Annotated in this window: 12 protein-coding genes; 9 read left to right on the forward strand and 3 right to left on the reverse strand. The window is 57.9% G+C overall.

Annotated features, from left to right (window positions below):
• Window positions 1-30: 30 nt before the first annotated feature.
• Window positions 31-2,523 (forward strand): DUF3160 domain-containing protein, encoded by a 2,493-nt coding sequence (locus EPN93_21140; GenBank protein ID TAL29596.1) that lies wholly within the window; start codon window positions 31-33, stop codon window positions 2,521-2,523.
• Window positions 2,524-2,561: 38 nt separating this feature from the next.
• On the opposite strand, the gene EPN93_21145 is transcribed toward EPN93_21140, so the two are convergent.
• Window positions 2,562-3,062 carry a TlpA family protein disulfide reductase gene (locus tag EPN93_21145; GenBank protein TAL29597.1) on the reverse strand — a complete coding sequence of 167 codons (501 nt, stop codon included), beginning with the start codon at window positions 3,060-3,062 and terminating at the stop codon, window positions 2,562-2,564.
• 327 nt (window positions 3,063-3,389) lie between these two features.
• Between EPN93_21145 and EPN93_21150 the strand changes: the two genes are divergently transcribed.
• The 5 genes from EPN93_21150 to EPN93_21170 all read left to right on the forward strand — a co-directional run bounded on the left by EPN93_21150 (window position 3,390) and on the right by EPN93_21170 (window position 11,427).
• The gene (locus EPN93_21150) at window positions 3,390-4,550 is read left to right on the forward strand and encodes a hypothetical protein (GenBank protein TAL29598.1); all 1,161 of its coding nucleotides are present in this window, start codon (window positions 3,390-3,392) and stop codon (window positions 4,548-4,550) included.
• A gap of 15 nt (window positions 4,551-4,565) precedes the next feature.
• Window positions 4,566-7,715 carry an efflux RND transporter permease subunit gene (locus EPN93_21155; protein ID TAL29599.1) on the forward strand — a complete coding sequence of 1,050 codons (3,150 nt, stop codon included), beginning with the start codon at window positions 4,566-4,568 and terminating at the stop codon, window positions 7,713-7,715.
• On the forward strand, window positions 7,712-9,292 hold the full coding sequence (locus EPN93_21160; protein TAL29600.1) for a TolC family protein: 1,581 nt from the start codon (window positions 7,712-7,714) through the stop codon (window positions 9,290-9,292). The genes EPN93_21155 and EPN93_21160 overlap by 4 nt, the downstream gene beginning before the upstream one ends.
• 380 nt (window positions 9,293-9,672) lie before the next feature.
• Window positions 9,673-10,461, forward strand: coding sequence for an electron transfer flavoprotein subunit beta/FixA family protein (locus EPN93_21165; protein TAL29601.1), 789 nt, complete (start codon window positions 9,673-9,675; stop codon window positions 10,459-10,461).
• A 12-nt stretch (window positions 10,462-10,473) separates the two neighbouring features.
• Window positions 10,474-11,427: an electron transfer flavoprotein subunit alpha/FixB family protein gene (locus tag EPN93_21170; GenBank protein TAL29602.1), complete on the forward strand. Its 954-nt coding sequence runs from the start codon at window positions 10,474-10,476 to the stop codon at window positions 11,425-11,427.
• 87 nt (window positions 11,428-11,514) lie between these two features.
• Here EPN93_21170 and EPN93_21175 read toward each other — a convergent pair whose 3' ends face one another.
• Window positions 11,515-12,783 (reverse strand): hypothetical protein, encoded by a 1,269-nt coding sequence (locus tag EPN93_21175; GenBank protein ID TAL29603.1) that lies wholly within the window; start codon window positions 12,781-12,783, stop codon window positions 11,515-11,517.
• 879 nt (window positions 12,784-13,662) lie between these two features.
• Between EPN93_21175 and EPN93_21180 the strand changes: the two genes are divergently transcribed.
• Window positions 13,663-14,241, forward strand: coding sequence for a hypothetical protein (locus EPN93_21180; GenBank protein ID TAL29604.1), 579 nt, complete (start codon window positions 13,663-13,665; stop codon window positions 14,239-14,241).
• Between the two features lie 667 nt (window positions 14,242-14,908).
• Here the strand turns inward: EPN93_21180 and EPN93_21185 are convergent.
• Window positions 14,909-16,018 (reverse strand): ATP-binding protein, encoded by a 1,110-nt coding sequence (locus tag EPN93_21185; protein TAL29605.1) that lies wholly within the window; start codon window positions 16,016-16,018, stop codon window positions 14,909-14,911.
• Window positions 16,019-16,066: 48 nt separating this feature from the next.
• Between EPN93_21185 and EPN93_21190 the strand changes: the two genes are divergently transcribed.
• Both EPN93_21190 and ilvE read left to right on the forward strand, forming a co-directional pair.
• Window positions 16,067-16,879, forward strand: coding sequence for a TrmB family transcriptional regulator (locus EPN93_21190; GenBank protein TAL29606.1), 813 nt, complete (start codon window positions 16,067-16,069; stop codon window positions 16,877-16,879).
• A complete protein-coding gene (gene ilvE, locus EPN93_21195; GenBank protein TAL29607.1) occupies window positions 16,876-17,730 on the forward strand; it encodes a branched-chain-amino-acid transaminase in 855 nt (284 codons plus the stop codon). Before EPN93_21190 ends, ilvE begins: the two co-directional genes overlap by 4 nt.
• Window positions 17,731-17,733 lie beyond the last annotated feature (3 nt).

Genomic DNA, 17,733 nt, shown 5'->3' on the forward strand with positions numbered 1-17,733 from the left:
GAATGGAATATTCACTATAATGATAACCTAATGGAGCATCCAATGCACAGACTCCGCGCGATTCTTTACATAGCGGTTCCATTGCTGGTGACGTTCAATGTCGCCGCGGTATTCCATTCTTCGAGCGGATCGATGTTCGCCCAGGACGAAGCGGATTCATGGGAAAACCATTACGGGTCCGATGAATCGGGCGCTTTCAAAAAATCCCCCCTCAATCCTAAAAGCTCATGCGAGACCGCCGCGTCGAACATAGAGCGCGCCGCGCAGGCGATCCTTGGAGAAAAAAAAGCTCTCACAAGGAATCCTCGGGTTGCCTGGGATCATGCATCCGATCCGAAATATTTCAAACAGGTCAATGACCGGCTGTTGCTGAAGAAAAAGGAAAGGGCGATCCTGTATAAAAACGGGTTCGTCGTACTGCCCAAGACCGAAATGGATAACTACGGATACGCGTATCACGAAATATATCAGTCCGAGATACCCGTGTACGTGACGATCGATTCGATCATGCACGCGATTTACATATCGAACGATGAAATACTGAAAGACCTGGAAGTAAAGATCCTTGAGCCCTCGTTGAACAAAGCAATCGAGGCTATGCGGACACGGCTGGCTTCCCCGGGTGCGACCCTGCCCGCGGACACGCTTCACGACCTTGACGTATATCTGACCCTTGCCGCGTCGCTCCTCAAGGGCTCGGTACTTCCGTCGCAGTTCCGGACCGACGACCAGGTGAAGGCGTTGTACGCGATGGCGATGGAGGCGAAGGACATAAAAACCGTTTCCCTTTTCGGAAGGATGAGAAAGGTCGATTGGAGCCAGTACGCGCCGCGCGGGCATTACGCGGATGAAGATTTCCAGAGGTACTTTCGCGGCGCGATGTGGCTTTCCCGGACGGAGTTCAACCTCTCCTCGCGTTCCTGCATGAGCTCGTGCCCGGGGGAAGTTCCCGATCCGTCGGAGACGCCGCGGGAGGTGCTCGCCGCGCTCGCCCTGTCCGCGCTCGCGGAATCTTCCGGGGCCGCCGGCGAAATTGCGCTGGTCGAGCGCAGTTGGGACCTTCTTGCCGGGATGCGTGAGGATCTCTCCCTGCGGGACGTGGCGGAAATAAAAAAGAGCGCGGGCATCGTGAATCTCGACGGCGATGCGGCCGGCCGCTTTATAAAGGCGCTTGGGGGCCGATTCGCGAGAACCGTCAACACGCACCCCATGCCGAACGGAACCAAAGAGCTTCCCGCCATCTGCACCATGCTCGGGCCGCGCATAACGTCCGATACGGGGGCGCTCCGGTTTGTCCACGACCCCGCGGTGAAGGAGCGCAAGGTGGTAAGCGTCTGCGATATGGGGTATGCGCTGGGAAGCGACCGCGCGAAGAATTACCTCAAGGCGGAATTGGCGCGCTACCCGGAGCTTTCCCCCGCGCTGGAAAATGCACGCAAGGCGGCGAACACCGCGAAGGACCCGGGCGATCTCTACTCGGCGTGGATGTCGGCCATCCGGAAAATGGGACCAAAGGCCGACGGCGTTCTTCCCTCCGTAATGGAGCACCGGGCGTACGAAGACCTTCGCCTGAACGGAATCGTCGCGGCCTACGGCCAGGTAAAGCACAATTACGTTCTCATGGCCGCCCAGGATTATTTTTTCGGCGGGTGCCGGATCCCGGACGGGTTCGTGGAACCGCTGCCGGCCGTCTACGCCGCGCTCATGGACTACGCCGCGCGAGGGACGAAGGTGCTTTCGGTAATTGATCCGGAAGGCCGGACGAAATCGCTCGCGTATTTCCAAAGAACGTTAAAAACGCTCTCGGTGCTCAAGGCGATCTCGGAACGGGAACTCGCGAATGTTCCCCTGTCGGACGAAATGAAAAATTTCCTGTACATGATCGCGGAGCTCGAGCCGGGAACGACCGGCGGGCCCCCGGTGTATTCGGGATGGTACTTCGATCTCTTTTACACCCGGGCGGACGGCATGAGCGGCGCGGCATTCATCGCGGATTACTTCACCTCGCCCGAAGCGGGCAAGATCGGGTATGCCGGGGTTTCGGGCGTAAATTTCGGCGTGTTCGTCGTAGACACGTGCGGGGCGCCGCGGCTGTTCGTGGGACCGGTCCCCCGCGCCTTCGAGTTTATCGGACCTATCGATTCAAGGCTGACCGACGCCGCGGCCCCGACCCTCACCGGCGTGAAGAACCCGTGGGCGGAAAGCTACACCGCCCCGGCGTATAAGGCCCCGTCCCTGAGGGTTTCCTTCAATCCGGCCGGGGAAGGAAAGACCGAATGCGACGTCGAAACGACGGAATCCTCGGGTCTTCTCCGGATCGTGCTGCTCGATCACCACCGCAAACCCATATGCCAGAAGAACGTGAAGCTGAAGCCCGGCAACCGGCACCTTGCCATTGTCGTGCCCCCGAAATCGAAAAACCCTGAGGCCGTCTACCTGGGCTTCGGCCGCTGGGAGTACTGGAGCGAATTGAATTTCATGGGCACGTATCTCGAGTTCGGGAGCATGAAGACACAGGAATGAAATTTTGAGTGGAAGGCGCGGATTCGAATCCGCGCCTTCTACGGCAACGCGCCTATCGCCTGCTCAAGCCGCGTCATCGTATCCTCGCGGAAACCTATCTCCTGGAAGGGCATGTTCCCATTCTGGTCCACCAGGAAGGTGGAGGGGAGGCTTTTCTGGGGATTATACTTGCTGATCGCGACGTGGTACACGTCCAGCAGGAAGTCGTGGCTCACACCGATCTTCTTCATGAATCCCGCTGCCTTGTCCCTCGCCTTGCCCTCGCCGTCGTTCAGGTCCGCGGTGATGAGGATGAGCGTGAGGTTCTTCGTCTTGCCGTATTTCTTTTCAAGCTCCACCAGCAGCGGTACGTCTTTTTCGCAGGGCTTGCAGTAGCTCGCGAAGAAGGAGATGATGAGGTTGCCCTTGAGCGAGGACCTGAAAACCATGGTCCCCTTGTCATTTTCCAGCGCGAAGCCGGGGGCCGTCTGTGCGTCCGCGAGTCCCGTCCACAGCGCGATGGCCGCGATCATGAAAAATGCCGTGAGTCTATTCCTCATAGGTGATGCTCCTTTTCGGGGCGGTGTCGATCACGCAATGCCCGTGCGCGAAACTCACGGGAACCGGGTGGAGCATATCGCGCCCGGCTTAAAAAGCAATAACTTTATGCCGTTCCTTGACGCGCTCCATGATAAACCTGGACAATGCATTCATCCGCGGGCGCCTTTCCAGTTGGCGTCCATGCGGAAAATTCCGTTTTTTTCGCATTTTTTCTTGACGAATCCGGCGGGGGGATTTATTTGAAACACTGGTATAAAACAGATGTTTAAAACTAACGAATTAAACGCCCGATCGACTGCCGGCGCCGATACCGCCGGAGGGAGGAAATGATGATGACCGCTCAACGCCGCACATTCCTGTACGCAGCCTTCCTGGGCGCGTATCTGTTCACCGCACCTTTTTACCGCACCCCCGCCGTCGCCGACGCGGAACCCGCTGAGAAAACCGAAGCGGCCAAACCCGCCGGGGACGCCGCTGAGAAAAAAGAGTGGGGCTATCTCCCGTTCGCGATCCCCTTCTACCTGCCCGAGACGAGTGTAGGGATTGGCTGGGCGTTCCTCGTGTTCCACAATCCCGATTTATCGGACCCCTCGCTCAAGCCCGACGAGTACTCGCTGTATGGCGCGGTCACGATAAAAAACCAGCAGACGGTGGGCGTCTCCGCGGACCGGTATTTCGACAGGAACAAGTACCGGCTCTCGACGCGGCTCGATTTCAGCCGCTTCCCCAACGTCTTCTGGGGCCTGGGGCCCGATACTCACGGCGATGACGACGAGGACTTCACCGATATCATGACGAACTTCCAGGGGAGCTTCGCCGTGAGGCTCGCGAAAAATCTCTACGCGGGGCCGGCCGTGAATCTCCTCTACGACGACATGATGAAGACCGAGAAGGGCGGGCTCCTCGACTCCGGAAAAATTCCGGGGGGTGACGGAACCCACGCCTCGGGAATGGGCGCGGTCGTCACGTGGGATTCGCGCGACAGCGTGTTCTATCCGTACCGCGGCGTGTACCTCGACGTGAAGGCGCTCGCGCACCTGGACGAGGCAGGAAGCGAGTACGACTTCCGCAAGCTCGAGGCGGACGCCCGCGCATTCCTGCGAATCTACGGCGAGATGGTGCTCGCCCTGCAGTCCGTCGCGAAGCTCTCGTGGGGAACGGTGCCCTTCCAGTCCATGCCGCGCCTTGGCGGGGATCAGATCATGCGCGGCTACTTCGACGGGCGGTTTCGCGATCGCGACCTGGTGGCGGCGCAGGCAGAGATCCGCTACCCGATATTCTGGAGGTTCGCGGGGACCGCCTTCATGAGCGCCGGGCAGGTCGCGCCCTCGCTGCATGAGATGAGCGCGCACAACGTGAAATACGCCGGCGGCGCGGGACTGCGCTTCATAGCCGAGAAGTCCGAGCACATCGCGCTCAGGTTCGATGCGGGCGTGGACGGCGACGGCAACGTGAACTTCTACGTGATCATCAAGGAAGCGTTCTAGGCGGGGAGGGGCGTCATGATGAAACTCGTGGAATTTTTTGTCGAGAACCACCGGATCACCAACATGATCGTGGCGCTCGTCTTCATGGCCGGGGTATTCTCGATGCTCACGCTCACCCGCGAGGAAATGCCGCACATGAGCATGTACATGATGCGGGTGACCACGGTCTATCCCGGCGCGTCGCCCGGGGACGTGGAGGTCAACGTAACGGGCAGGATAGAGGACGAGCTTCGGGGCGTCCGCAACGTCCGCGCGCTCACGAGCGTGTCGATGGAAGGGATGTCCGTCATCGCGGTGCGCATCGACGAGGAGGCGAAAAATCCCGAGGCGGTCAAGGCCGACGTGCGCGAGGCCGTCGCGCGCGTCACGGGGCTTCCCGAGCAGGTGAGCGCGCGCCCGCGCATCGAGGAGGTCACGAACGAGTACCCGATTTTCGAGCTCGCCGTCCAGGGGGACGCGTCGGAGCTCGAGCTCAGGGCGCACGCGCGGGCGCTCGAGGCGAAACTCCGCGAGGTGCCGGGCGTGGGTACGATCGAAAAAATCGGCTACCGGAAGCGCGAGGTGAAGGTGGATGTGCGCCCCGCCGATCTCAAGCGGGACCGCATCGCCGTCGCCGACGTGGTGAACGCCATCCGCGCGCGCAACGTCCGCGAGAGCGGTGGCTCGCTCGACTCCTACACGGACGACCGCACCGTGGTCACCCTGGCCGAGTACGAGCGCCCCTCGCAGGTGGGCGAGGTGATCGTGAGCGCGAACTTCGAGGGATACCGCGTGCGGCTTTCGGACATCGCCGTGATCCGCGACGGCTTCGAGGAGCCCGCCGTGCTGTACCGCGGCAACGGGAAGCCCGCGATCGCGCTCATGGTCACGCGGCAAGAGGGGGCCGATATACTCACGCTGAGCGAAAATATCCGGGAGGCGGTCGACGCGTCCAGGAAGACGCTCCCGTCCAATGTCCGTATCGAGGAGATGTACGACTTCTCCGTCCTCACGCGCAGCATGCTCGACAGCATGGCGGCTAACGCCCTTATAGGCTTCGCGCTCGTGTACCTGGTCATGTTCTTCATGCTCGACCGCGTGAGCGGCTTCTGGGCGGCGTTCGGGATACCGTTTTCCATATTCGGGACCATGGGCCTCATGGCGCTTTTCGGCATGACCATGAACATGGTCTCGCTCGCGTCCATGATCATCGTGCTGGGGCTCCTCGTGGACGACGCGGTCGTGATCTCGGAGAAGATTTACCTCTACAAGCAGCGCGGCATGCCCCCCGTGCGGGCGACCATCGAGGCGGTGCGGCGCATGGCGCTTCCCGTGGCCGCGGCGGGCCTCACCATCATCGTATCCTTCTTGCCCATCCTCTTCATCCCCGGGATCATGGGCCGCTTCATGCACCAGATCCCCGTGGTGATCGCGATGATGTTCGTCACCTCGCTCATCGAGGGATTCTTCTTCCTGCCGGCCCACGTGTGCCGTGCGCAGGCGCGCCTCGTGGAGCCGCGCCGGCTCCGCTGGCTCGATGATTTGAAAAAGGCCTACGCGCGCCGCCTCGAATGGGCGATCCGGAACAGGAAAAAGTTTATCGGCGCCTCGCTCGCCTTTCTCGCCGCCGCCTTCGCGGCAGCGGCGCTCTTCCTGGACTTCAAGCTCGACGAGGACCAGGACCCCGACATCATCGCCATCGTCGCGGAGACGCCCGGCGGCACCTCGCTTGCCGCGACCTCGGACCTCATGGCGCACGTCGAGGGCGCGGTGCTCGCCGCCGTGCCGAAGGAATGCCTGAAGAACATGGTCACCCAGGCGGGCCACCACACCATGAGCGCGGACTACCTCGCGGTGGGCGGCATGCGGCAGAATTACGCGATCACCATCGTCTACCTGCTGCCCTCGGCCGACCGCGCGGTGCGCTCCGAGAAAATGATGGACGCGCTGCGGCCCCTGCTCGCGGACATCAAGAAGCAGCGCGGCTTCCCGCGGCTCGATATCGAGCAGTACGGGTTCGCGGTGGGGCGCGCGGTCGAGCTCACCTTCATCACCGACGACGACGCCGCGCGCGCAAAGCTGGAGGCGGACACGCTCGCGTTCCTGCGCGGGACGGACGGCGTCTACGGGATCGAAACCGACAGCGCACCCGGCAAGCCCGAGATGCGCGTCGGCCTGGACCACGACGCCATGGCGCGGTCGGGCCTTACGGCGGCCGACGTCGCGCGTACCCTGCGCGCGGCCTTCGACGGAATCGTCGCGACTTCTATTCGCCTCCAGGGGGAGGAAATCGATTTCCGCGTGCGGGTGAGGGACGGGAGGCAGGACGCGGGCCGCATACTCGCCCTCCCGGTCTCGAACGCGGAAGGGAGGCTCGTTCCGCTCTCGCTCGTCGCGCGCCTCGAGGAACACGAGGGCGCCCCCGTGCGCTATCACCTTGCGGGAAGGCGCGCCGTCACCATCCGGGCGAGCGTCGATGAGACGAAGAACACGCCCTCCGCGGTGAACGCGCTCCTGAAAGACCATGTCGCGGCGTCGGCGGCGGGGGTGCCGGGTCTCACGGTGAAGTTCGGCGGGCAGGAGGAGGAGGCGGCGCTCAGTATGAGGGGTTTCTTTCTGGCGATGGGCGTGGCGCTCGCGGCGATGTACGTGCTGCTCGTGATACTCTTCCGTTCCTACCTGCAGCCCGTGCTCACGATGACCGTGATCCCCTTCGCGCTCGCGGCGGTTTTTCTTACGCTCCTCATCCACGGCATGCCCCTCCTTTTCGTCTCGCTCGTCGCGATGATAGGCCTGCTCGGCGTGGTGCTGAACGACGCGATCGTGATGATCGACCAGCTCAACCAGGAGTGCGCCTCGCGCGAGCCCGCGGCGATCGCTGCCGCGGCGACCGACCGCGTGCGGCCTATCCTTCTCATCTCGCTCACCTCGTTCGTGGGGCTCGTCCCCACCTCGTACGGCATCGGCGGCGACCTTCCGCTCATGCGGCCGCTGGTGCTGTGCATGGGATGGGGCGTGCTCTTCTGCACCGCGGTGACGCTCTTCTTCATACCGGTGCTCTATTCCTTCGTGAAGGAGCGCGGTCCGGGCGAACCTGAAATATCTGCGCCCGAAAATGCCGCTGCCGTTGCCGTGGCGTCACGGGTTACGCGCGTGAAAAAAATGCGTGCGGGGAGGAAGTCATGACCGGAACATTGAAAAGATTCGGGGGGCCGATACTCTTCCTGGCGATAGTGATGCTTTTCCAGGCACATGTTTTCGCGGAGGACCGTGCGATCGCGCCCGCGGTAAAAAATATCGAAGCCGACGCCGTGAGCGACCGGGAAACACAGGCGAGGCCCGCGCGCATCGATCTTCGCGGGGCGATACAAAGGCTCCTGGCCGGCAACAGCGATGTGAAGACCCTGCTCATCGAATACGAAGGCGCCGGTGACGCGCTGCTCAGGAACGGGGCGAAGTACGATCCGTTGCTCATCGCCGGGGCGGAGGGGGGACGGAGCGTGAGCTACAACATGTTCACCCGGTCCACCGACGGCGTGTCGACCGCGCGCGGATACGGCGGAATCGAGCAGCGCCTGGGCACCGGCACGACGCTGCGGGCGACCCTGGACAGCTCCCTGGCGATGATGCCCGAAACCCGTCTCCTCGTGGGCGGGGAGAGGTTCGATTTCGGCGGGGACGTGTATAACACCCGTGTGCGTCTCGAGATCGCGCAAGATCTATTTAAAAACGCGTTCGGGAGCGCCGACCGGCTGGAAAAGAAAAGGGCCGGGACCCAGGCAGATATCCAGAAGGCCGTCGTGCGGGCCCGCCTGGCCGTCCTTATCGCCGCGGCAGTGGCATCGTTCTACGACGTTGCGGACGCCCGCGCGGAACTGGCGACCGCACGCGCCGATATTCAGAGCACGACGGGGATACGGGACATGCTGGCGCTCAAGCTGACCCAGGGACTCGCCGCGCCCGAGGAGGCGTACGAGTGGAACTGCAGGCTCTCGCAGGCGCGCATGGCGGCGGCGGCGTCGGAAAGGAGGCTTGACGAATGCATGAGCGCCTTGCTGCGCGCGCTCGACATTCCGCCGGGGGGCGCGATTGAGATCGAGGAGGCCTTCACCGTGAACGCCCCCGATGTTCCGTTCGATTCCGCGCTCCGCGACGCGTTCGCGAAACGCCCGGACTGGCGCGCGCGGAAGCTCGCTGTAGAACGGGCCGGCCTGGAACTTGAGATGGCGTCTAACGGCGCGCGCCCCTCGCTTATGCTGAAGCTGGGCGCCGGGGGGAACGGGTACGACCCGGACTCGTACCCGGGAACGCTGGGGCAGGGGCGGCAGGCCGTCGAGTATTACGCGGGTATGGAAATGCGCTACCCGTTAGGGGATTCCGGTGCCGCGGCCGACGAGGCGGAGGCCGGGAGGAACGCCGCCGTAGAGCGGGAGAATCTGAGGAAGATCGAGCGCGAGATTCGCGACGAGGTCGCCGCGCGCATAAAGGACTGCGCATCGGCGCATGCCGTGTACCGCGAGGCCGGGGAGGCCAGGGAATTCGCGCGGGCGTATTACGCGGAGGTGCTCATGCAGTTCCAGCGGGGAAGGGTCCAGTCGACGAACCTCAAGACGGCGCTCGATACGTATACGCGCGCGGAACACGTCGCGGCGCGCGCGCTGCTCGGATATAACATTGCGCTTCTCCGCAGGGACCTCGCGCGCAACACCTTCATCGAGGGACTTGGCGTGGATATCGAGGCCCTCTTGAGGAAGGTTGAATAGCGACGGCGAAACAGGGAATCCGGAAAGACCACATGACCGGGTTCGAATACATCGAGTGCCTCCGCGGCTGTTCCGGGGTGTGCGATCCGTGCCCTTTTATGGAAGAAATAAATATCCTGCCGGGTGGGGAGGGTTTCGCCGCGAAACTCCGGCCCGCCATGCCCCGATAGTACGGCGCCGCATGGACGGTCCGCCCCGGGGCCTCCTCGCCGGGGGGCCTTCTCTGACCCCTAATAAAACCTGCTCAATTACCCCGATTGCGTACATGAATGGATTAATTACTCTTGACAGGAAAAGTCCCCCCGGTACCATTGCCGGAAGGTGTGTCAGCCTTTTAGCCATGTGCATTTTCATAAATTTTATCTAAGGGGAGTGGGACAATGAAGATAGTTGTCTTAGTGAAAGAGGTTCCAGATATGGAATCCAAATTCAAGATCGTTGGCGACGCCAAGATCGATGAATCCCAGATTGCCTTTAAGATGAATGCTTTCGACGAGTATGCGGTTGAGGCAGGTCTCCAGCTCAAGGAAAAGTTCGGCGGCGAGGTCATCATCATTTCCTCCGGCCCCGAGCGCGTATCCAAGGAAATTCGCCAGGCATTCGCCATGGGCGCCGACTGGGGCATCCAGGTCATGGATTCCCAGGTTGACGAAGGTGACAACTACGTTGTCTCCGCGGCCATCAAGAAGGCTATCGACAGCCTTGGCGGCGTCGACCTCGTGCTCTCCGGCGTTCAGGCCGAAGACGACCAGTCCGCGGTGACGGGCGTCATGATAGCCGACCTCATGGGTCTTCCGCATTGCACGAACGTTGTGAAGATCGAAGTGGGCGGCGACGGCAAGACGATGAAGGTGAACCGCGAGCTCGAGGGCGGCTTCAACGAGGTTGCCGAGATCGCGATGCCCGCGCTTCTCACCATCCAGTCCGGCATCAACCAGCCGCGGTATCCCACCCTTCCCGGCATCATGAAGGCGAAGAAGAAGAGACTCGATATCAAGAAAGCCGGCGAAATCGGCGCGGCGGAGCTGGGCGAAGCCGGTTCCAAGACGAAGTTCGTGAAGATGTTCTTCCCGGTCTCCGAACACAAAGCCGAAATCCTCACCGGGGATGCGAAGACGGCGGCGAAGACGCTCGTCGATAAACTGAAAAACGAAGCCAAGGTGCTATAAGGGGGTTTTGAAATGGCCAGAATTTTAGTAGTCGCGGAACAGAGAAGCGGCAAACTGAGCGATGCGACCCTGGAGCTTTGCAAGGCCGCCAAGGCTATTGCCTCCGCCATGGGCGCAGCTCCCGCAGCCGCGGTATTTTACAAGGACGACAGCCTCGCCAAAGAGGTTGCCAAGTATATTCCCGAGGTGTTTTCCGTAGTTGACGCGAAGCTCGAAGCCTACAACGCGGACACGTACACCGAAGCCGTGAAGGCAGTGGTCGCCGCCCAGGACGTAAAGGGCGTGCTCATTCCCCACAGCTACGACGGTGTCGACTATGCCGCGAAGGCCGCGCTCGCGATCGGCGCCGGTATCGTATCGAACTGCAACAAGTTCGAAATGCAGGGCGGGACACTGGTGCTTAACCGCAACACCTACAACGGAAAGATCCAGGAACAGCGTTCGATCAAGACCGACAAGTTTGTCGTCACCTTCGAGAAAGGCGCGTTTGATAAGGAAGCCGCGGGCGGCGCAGGCAGCGTCACCGCCGTCGCGGCGGCCATTTCCGCACCCAGGCGCACGACGAAGGAAATCGTCGCTATGATGGCCGGCTCGGTCGACATCAGCCAGGCGAAGATCATCGTCGCCGGGGGCCGCGGGACCAAGGAAAAAGACAAGTATAACGACATCATCGTGAACCTCGCGAAGAAGCTGGGCGGCGAATACGCAGCGTCCCGTCCCGTCGTCGACGCAGGGTGGACCGATGCCGCCCGCCAGGTGGGCCAGTCCGGCAAGACCGTCGCCCCCGTGCTTTACATCGCGGCCGGCATCTCCGGCGCGATCCAGCACGTGGCCGGTATGAAGGGCTCGCAGTGCATCGTCGCGATCAACAAGGACCCGGAAGCACCGGTCTTCAACATCGCCACCTATGGTATCGTGGGCGACCTGTTCGAAGTCATCCCGGCCATCATGGCGGAGCTGGGCTAGTCTCTAAGCATTCAATTATAAAGAATCAGAAAAGGGCTGTCCCGTAAGGGGCGGCCTTTTTTCATTGTTGTTGGATGGATTGGACGGCTAGAAAAGCCGGAAGTTGAGTCCGCCTTGAATGTAATATTCCGGCGGGTAGTTTCCCTTATAGTTATTCTTTATCGATTTCCAGCTTTGAGGTGGAGAGCCAGTCGAACTGGTTCCATCATTGCGGAGTTTAATATCGGTGACCAATTCAGATGCAAAATGATAATTTATTCCTACTGCAAATGCAATTTCTACAAATCTTGACATATATACTGCCACACCTGTTTCGGCTTTACAAAAAGGCTTATAGCCATAGCTTGAATATTTCTGATATCCATTTTGAGAATATATAGAAGTTGAACCAATACGGTGATCAAATGAATAATACGGAGCATATTCATCGATTATTATATAATCCAAACCCATGCCTGTAGACAGGTGAAAAGAAAAACCACTTAAATTATAGAAAATAATCGGATTAATACAAACTCCATACCCTTTGGATGCAATTCTTCCTCTGTGTTGAAAATATACAAAAATCTGTTCACTTCCTACAGTTTTGTTTTGATAAATGGAGGAAGCCATCTTGGGATCTATGCTGAATAAGTATTTAAAATCTAACGCGATACCAAAAATATTTGAAATCTGGAAAGCAGGTGAAACTACCAGGGAAAGCGATGAAACATCAGAAGCTTTTGTTGCTTTTTTTGTTACCATTCCATCATTGCTAATTTCCAAAGACGGTAATTTAACATTATGCATCATGCCGTATCTCAATGCCATATTTATTGAGAATCGATTTCGTTCCTCATCCTGTTGATAGGTTCTTGATGGAATAGAATAATTTTTTCCTGAAATCTGGTTTATTAGTTTCACCGCGAGAATTCGCGATGCGAGCTCAAGATCCTCCTCCTTGAGACACTTTTCTGATTCCGCAAAGTCTATCTTTGACGTAGTGACATCCACAACCTTGGCGGAGACTACGCGCGCATTCCCCGTTTTTGTGAGCGAGCCGATTAGGATTTTCTGCGCAGAGAGAAGCTTTCCCAATTTTACCGCACATGCCTGGTCGGTACATCCTGTTTGCTGGAAACCCTGCTCATCGAGAATAGCCTTCATTTGGGCCCGCTCAATAACGGTGATATCTTGCTTCTTGGCCATTTCGATGCTGATAAATTCCGATATTGCTTTTGCGGCGAAAATGGAAACGTCGTTGGCTTCAAAATCAAGAATGGCAATCGACATTTTATCCTGTGCATTCACGGGGCGGCCGTTGCTTGCGATCATAACGGCGAGTAGCGTAAAAAGAAGGACGCGACTAGTAATCATTTAATTCCCCTCAAAATTATTTGTATTTTTAGGAATAATCATAGATAGAATGAGTAATTCAAGAAGAAAATAAAATGTATTTTTAAGGGTATAAATTTAATGCATGACCATTCTCAGGGTAACTGGTTTGAAACTCGGGATAATATTAAATTTTAAAAATACCAAACTCGAGTGGGAGAGAATTGTTCTTTAAATCATTTTCGTGTCTATTCGTGTTCATTGGTGGTTAATTCGTTCGAGAACAATCCGAAACAATGCCCCGATTGCGGCGCGCGGATGTTTCCTTCCGTGGTGTTCGCGAATTTCGCGGAGAAAACATGGTACAGGATCTGGCGGGAGTGCTCGCTTTACAAGGGGTATTTCCGATCCATGAAGAGGGGGCCGTAGACAATACCGGCTTCCCTGTTGCTTCGTTTATACGTTGACATTTCATCACCGTTATTCACAATTTGGGGAATGGTCGGGGGCCGTTTTGTCCGGATTTCAAGAAAAAGCGCGATTTGGGGGCCGGCGAAAATTTTAAGCCCTCCGCCGGGGGCTTTCTGTCGGGGAGGGGTGATCTTTTTTGAGGAGCACACTTCCGAAAAACATGGTTATGTTAGGGGGCTTTCACCTTGGCGAGGACGCAATTTCCTAGATATTTATATTATTAAAACATGAGGCTTGTAGTGAAATGAAATGCAACCAATCTAAATCAAACAAACAGCAGCGAACGGAGCATTTCGACAGTTCGACGAGCCTGTGCTGAGCCTGCCGAAGCGCCCACGGCGAGTAAGTGCAATGAGTGGATGAGGATGAGACGGAGAAAAAGAATGAGAGTGAAGAGTTAATGAGATGCTGCTGAGTAATTTGAGCAAATATAAATTACAGGAGAATTCAATGAAAAGAAGAATGATGTTTCTGATTATGTGTCTTGTTCCGGTGTTATTTTTTTCATCATGTGTTTCTTTGTTCCTCGGACCAAACATCAGCAGGTTTCCGGTAGAAAAGGACTCGTCGAGACAAAGTGACAAGTACGGAAAGGCCGAGGTCTATGCAGGAATATTGAACCAGTACGGATTTGATGAGTTCAAACGCTATGGCCGACGTATGCTTGTTGAAAACAGCGATTTGAAAGAGGAGGAGAAGATAAAAATCGCCGATTCTCTTGACAAGATGCAGTATGAGGAATCGCGCTACCTTTATTTCTCCATTCTGTACAACATGCCTTTTCTTTTCAGCGAACTCAAGATGAAGTTCATGCTTGTTGATGGAAAGGGGAATAATCTTTACGATGGGAATGTCTTTGTTCCCATAAAACAGACTATCTATGGATCATATGAAACCCAGGTGCATTACAACTATACTTTTTTTGTCAAATCTTCAAAAGCTTTAAACCAGGCGATCAAGGAGTCGGATGTACGTTTGCACGCAACTTTTCCTGACGGAAGCGAGACGATTTTCAGGATTCAGCTGTAGTTAAGGTTTTCAACCTGTCGGTGTGAGGCAGAAGATAGTGTGCACGCACCGACAGGATCAAGAGACTATCCGCTTCCTGAACCTGCCGAAGCCGCTCACGGCGAAACGGTGACAGTAGTCAGTTCGTTCTGAGCCCCTCGACAGGCTTGTCGAAGAATGAGATTGAAGGCAAGAGCCGTTCATGGTTCGACACTTCGATGGGCTCAGTGCAGGCACGCTCAACGCGAACGGACAATGAGCACAGGCTGACTCAGTGCGAACGGCCTATATGAATGTTTGAGATCATAGCAGGAGAACACAATGTCGCTGATATCGTTGATTGAAACGATAAAAAAACACAAAGCTGTTCATTGTCGCCGGTGATGGGAAAGATCACCCGTGTGATCAACAGTAATGAAAGCGCCGATAGTGTGCTGATGGTTTCCTGTCTTGATAAAGATGGTACGACTGTACTGAAAACAACGGACATCGTATCGAAGCGTTATGCGGACTTCTGGTATGATGGCAGCGGTTGGCATAGCGACGAGCGTAAATTTTAAGCCCTCCGACGGGGGCTTTCTGTCGGGGAGGGGTGATCATTTTTGAGGAGCACACTTCCGAAAAACATGGTTATGTCAGGGGGTTTTCACCTTAACGAGAACGCAAATTCCTAGATATTAATCCTATCCTACTCAATCATCCCGGCCAGATACGCCGGGACGATGTGCGTTACGCAATCCTTCACCATGAGCCGTGACGACGGGCCCGTGGAAAGCACGTAGCCGCGTTCCGGTGCGTAGCGGTCCACGAAGGCGCGGTACGAGCGCGAAACACCCTTGACCGGGGTTGCCTTCACCTCGACCGGCAGGCGCTCGTCCAGGATGAAGTCGACCTCGGCCTGGGACTTGCTGCGGTAATACTTAACCTGCCGGCCGTTTTTCAAGAGCTCCGTGAGCACGAAATTCTCCACGAGCGCTCCCCGGTCCGCGCGTTCGTCCGCTCCCCGGAAATCGTTCATGACGGCGTTGCGCAAACCGATGTCAAGATAGTAAATCTTGGGGTTCTTTACGATCTCGGTGCGCGGATTGGAGAAGAAGGGGTACACCTGCCGCAGCACGAAGGTCTTCTCGATCGCGGCGAGGTGCTCGCGGACGCGCCGGTCCCTGAGGCCCGATGCGTTCGCGAGCTCCGTGTACGAGGCCATGCTTCCCGTCTGGAAGGCCAGGAGCCGCAGCAGCTTGTAAAGCACGGTCTCGTCCGCGATGCCCGACACGTCGCGTATATCCCGGAGCAACAGGACGTTCACCAGGTTCTTCAGCACTTCACGCTTTTCATCGTCGCTCGACGCGGTGATGACGTGGGGATAACCGCCGTAGCGCAGGTAGTCGCGCATGACCGCGATGAGTTGTTTATGCACCGGCTCGGAGATGGGCGCGGATGGGGCCATCCCTTCGAAGAGCGCGTGCAGGTCAGGGTTCACGGCGCGCAGGAATTCGCCGTACGAGAAGGGCAGCAGCGTGAAAAGGAAGATGCGGCCTGCCAGGAATTTCACCGCTTCCACGGTGAGATCGGCCGCGGACGAACCGGAGATGATGATTTTTTTTCCAGGGTATGTGTCGTACAGGTATTTGAGCTGTTTCCCGCCCTCCCTCGCGTACTGGAACTCGTCGATGAAAAGGTAAGCGTGGGGTTCGACATGGAGGCGTGCGAAGACCTTGATGTCCTCCTCGAAGAGAACCTTCAGATCGACATCCTCGAAGCTGATGAAATGGCTGCGCTCAAGGGAACAGTATTTCATTTAAAAACCGGTTGACAGAATATATACCCTGGAAGAATATTAACTACCATGGTAGTTAATAAAACACTCGAGCGCCTCCAGGAGATCGGGTTCACAGAATACGAGGCGCGCGCCTACATGGCGCTCATCCAGTCGAACCCCGCGACCGCGTACGAGGTCGCGCGCGTATCGGGCATCCCCAGCTCGAAGGTATACGAAGTGCTGGCCAGGCTCCTGGATCGGGACGCGGTATCGGTGACCGATGAGGGCGGAAAGCGGCGCTATGTGCCCAGGGGGGCGGATGATCTGGTCGAGGGTGCGCGGGCGCGCATGGGCGCGACCCTGGACGGACTGAAGCGCGAGCTTTCAAGGCTTAACCCGGCGGGAGAGGTATCATTCATCTGGAATCTCAAGGACGTCGACTCCCTCGCAGTGCGAGCGCTTCGCCTCACGACCGGAGCGCGGCACACACTCCTCGTATCGGGCTGGCCCGGCGAGATCGCCATTATCGCCCCCGCATTAGGTGAGCGGGAACGGGAGGGGGTGAAAATCGCGGTAGTTCACTTCGGGCACCCCCCCGGGGGAACTGGAATGTTCTTCGAGCATCCCATCGAGGACACGATTCAACAGGAGAAAGGCGGGCGCACGCTGGTCGTGGTGGCCGATTCCCGGGAGGCCCTCATGGCGACCATTTTCGACGACGGGAGGGTCGAGGGCGCATGGAGCCGGAACGTGGGATTCGTGACGCTCGCGGAGGATTACATCAAGCACGATATCTATATTATGAAGATCGTGCGCAGGTTCGATCGTGTCCTTAAAAAGCGATTCGGCGAGGGTTATGCTTTGCTTCGGGACGTCTATACGGACAGGGAGGTACTATGAAAGTTTATATTGACGGCGCGTATTATGAAAGGGAAGACGCGAAGATATCGGTCTTCGATCACGGTCTTCTCTATGGTGACGGTGTGTTCGAGGGAATCCGCATCTATCATGGCAGGGTCTTCCGGCTCGCGGAGCACCTTGAGCGCCTGTACCGGAGCGCCGCGGCAATCGCGCTCGAAATTCCCCTGACCCCGGCGGAGATGGAATCCGCGGTCCGCGCTGCCGTAGCGGCGAACGCGCGGGGGGAGGGCTATATCCGGCTCGTGGTCACACGGGGGGAGGGAAACCTGGGCCTCAACCCGCTCCAGTGCCCGCGTGCGAGCGTGATCATCATCGTTGACGATATCCAGCTGTACCCGGAGGAGAATTACCACAGGGGGATTGCCATTATAATAGCTTCGCTCAGGCGGGTGCCGGCGGATTCACTGGACCCGCGCATCAAATCCCTCAATTATCTCAACAACATACTCGCGAAGACCGAGGCCTTGCGCGCCGGCTGCCTGGAGGCCGTGCTCCTGAATCACGACGGAATGGTCGCCGAATGCACCGGCGACAACATATTCATTGTCCGCAACGGCGAACTCCTCACGCCGTCACCGGCGCACGGCGCGCTTGAGGGGATTACGCGCAACGCGGTCCTTGAACTTGCCCGGGGGCGTGCCGTTCCCGCACGGGAGGCAGCGCTCACCCCGTACGATCTCTATACCGCCGACGAGTGTTTCCTCACGGGCACCGGCGCGGAGATAATGCCGGTGGTGAAGATCGACGGACGAGCGGTCGGGACCGGCACGCCCGGCGTTTTTACGGGGAGAATGCTGTCCGCGTTCCACGAGTTGATCGCAAGGGGCTGATAC

It is taken from the genome of Spirochaetota bacterium, assembly GCA_004297825.1.
Taxonomy (GTDB): Bacteria; Spirochaetota; UBA4802; order UBA4802; family UBA5368; genus FW300-bin19.

Excerpts from the sequence above, each read along its gene's own strand:
- EPN93_21140 (TAL29596.1), top strand. The coding sequence starts at position 31 with ATGGAGCATCCAATGCACAGACTCCGCGCGATTCTTTACATAGCGGTT.
- EPN93_21145 (TAL29597.1), bottom strand. The coding sequence starts at position 3,062 with ATGAGGAATAGACTCACGGCATTTTTCATGATCGCGGCCATCGCGCTG.
- EPN93_21150 (TAL29598.1), top strand. The coding sequence starts at position 3,390 with ATGATGATGACCGCTCAACGCCGCACATTCCTGTACGCAGCCTTCCTG.
- EPN93_21155 (TAL29599.1), top strand. The coding sequence starts at position 4,566 with ATGATGAAACTCGTGGAATTTTTTGTCGAGAACCACCGGATCACCAAC.
- EPN93_21160 (TAL29600.1), top strand. The coding sequence starts at position 7,712 with ATGACCGGAACATTGAAAAGATTCGGGGGGCCGATACTCTTCCTGGCG.
- EPN93_21165 (TAL29601.1), top strand. The coding sequence starts at position 9,673 with ATGAAGATAGTTGTCTTAGTGAAAGAGGTTCCAGATATGGAATCCAAA.
- EPN93_21170 (TAL29602.1), top strand. The coding sequence starts at position 10,474 with ATGGCCAGAATTTTAGTAGTCGCGGAACAGAGAAGCGGCAAACTGAGC.
- EPN93_21175 (TAL29603.1), bottom strand. The coding sequence starts at position 12,783 with ATGATTACTAGTCGCGTCCTTCTTTTTACGCTACTCGCCGTTATGATC.
- EPN93_21180 (TAL29604.1), top strand. The coding sequence starts at position 13,663 with ATGAAAAGAAGAATGATGTTTCTGATTATGTGTCTTGTTCCGGTGTTA.
- EPN93_21185 (TAL29605.1), bottom strand. The coding sequence starts at position 16,018 with ATGAAATACTGTTCCCTTGAGCGCAGCCATTTCATCAGCTTCGAGGAT.
- EPN93_21190 (TAL29606.1), top strand. The coding sequence starts at position 16,067 with ATGGTAGTTAATAAAACACTCGAGCGCCTCCAGGAGATCGGGTTCACA.
- ilvE (TAL29607.1), top strand. The coding sequence starts at position 16,876 with ATGAAAGTTTATATTGACGGCGCGTATTATGAAAGGGAAGACGCGAAG.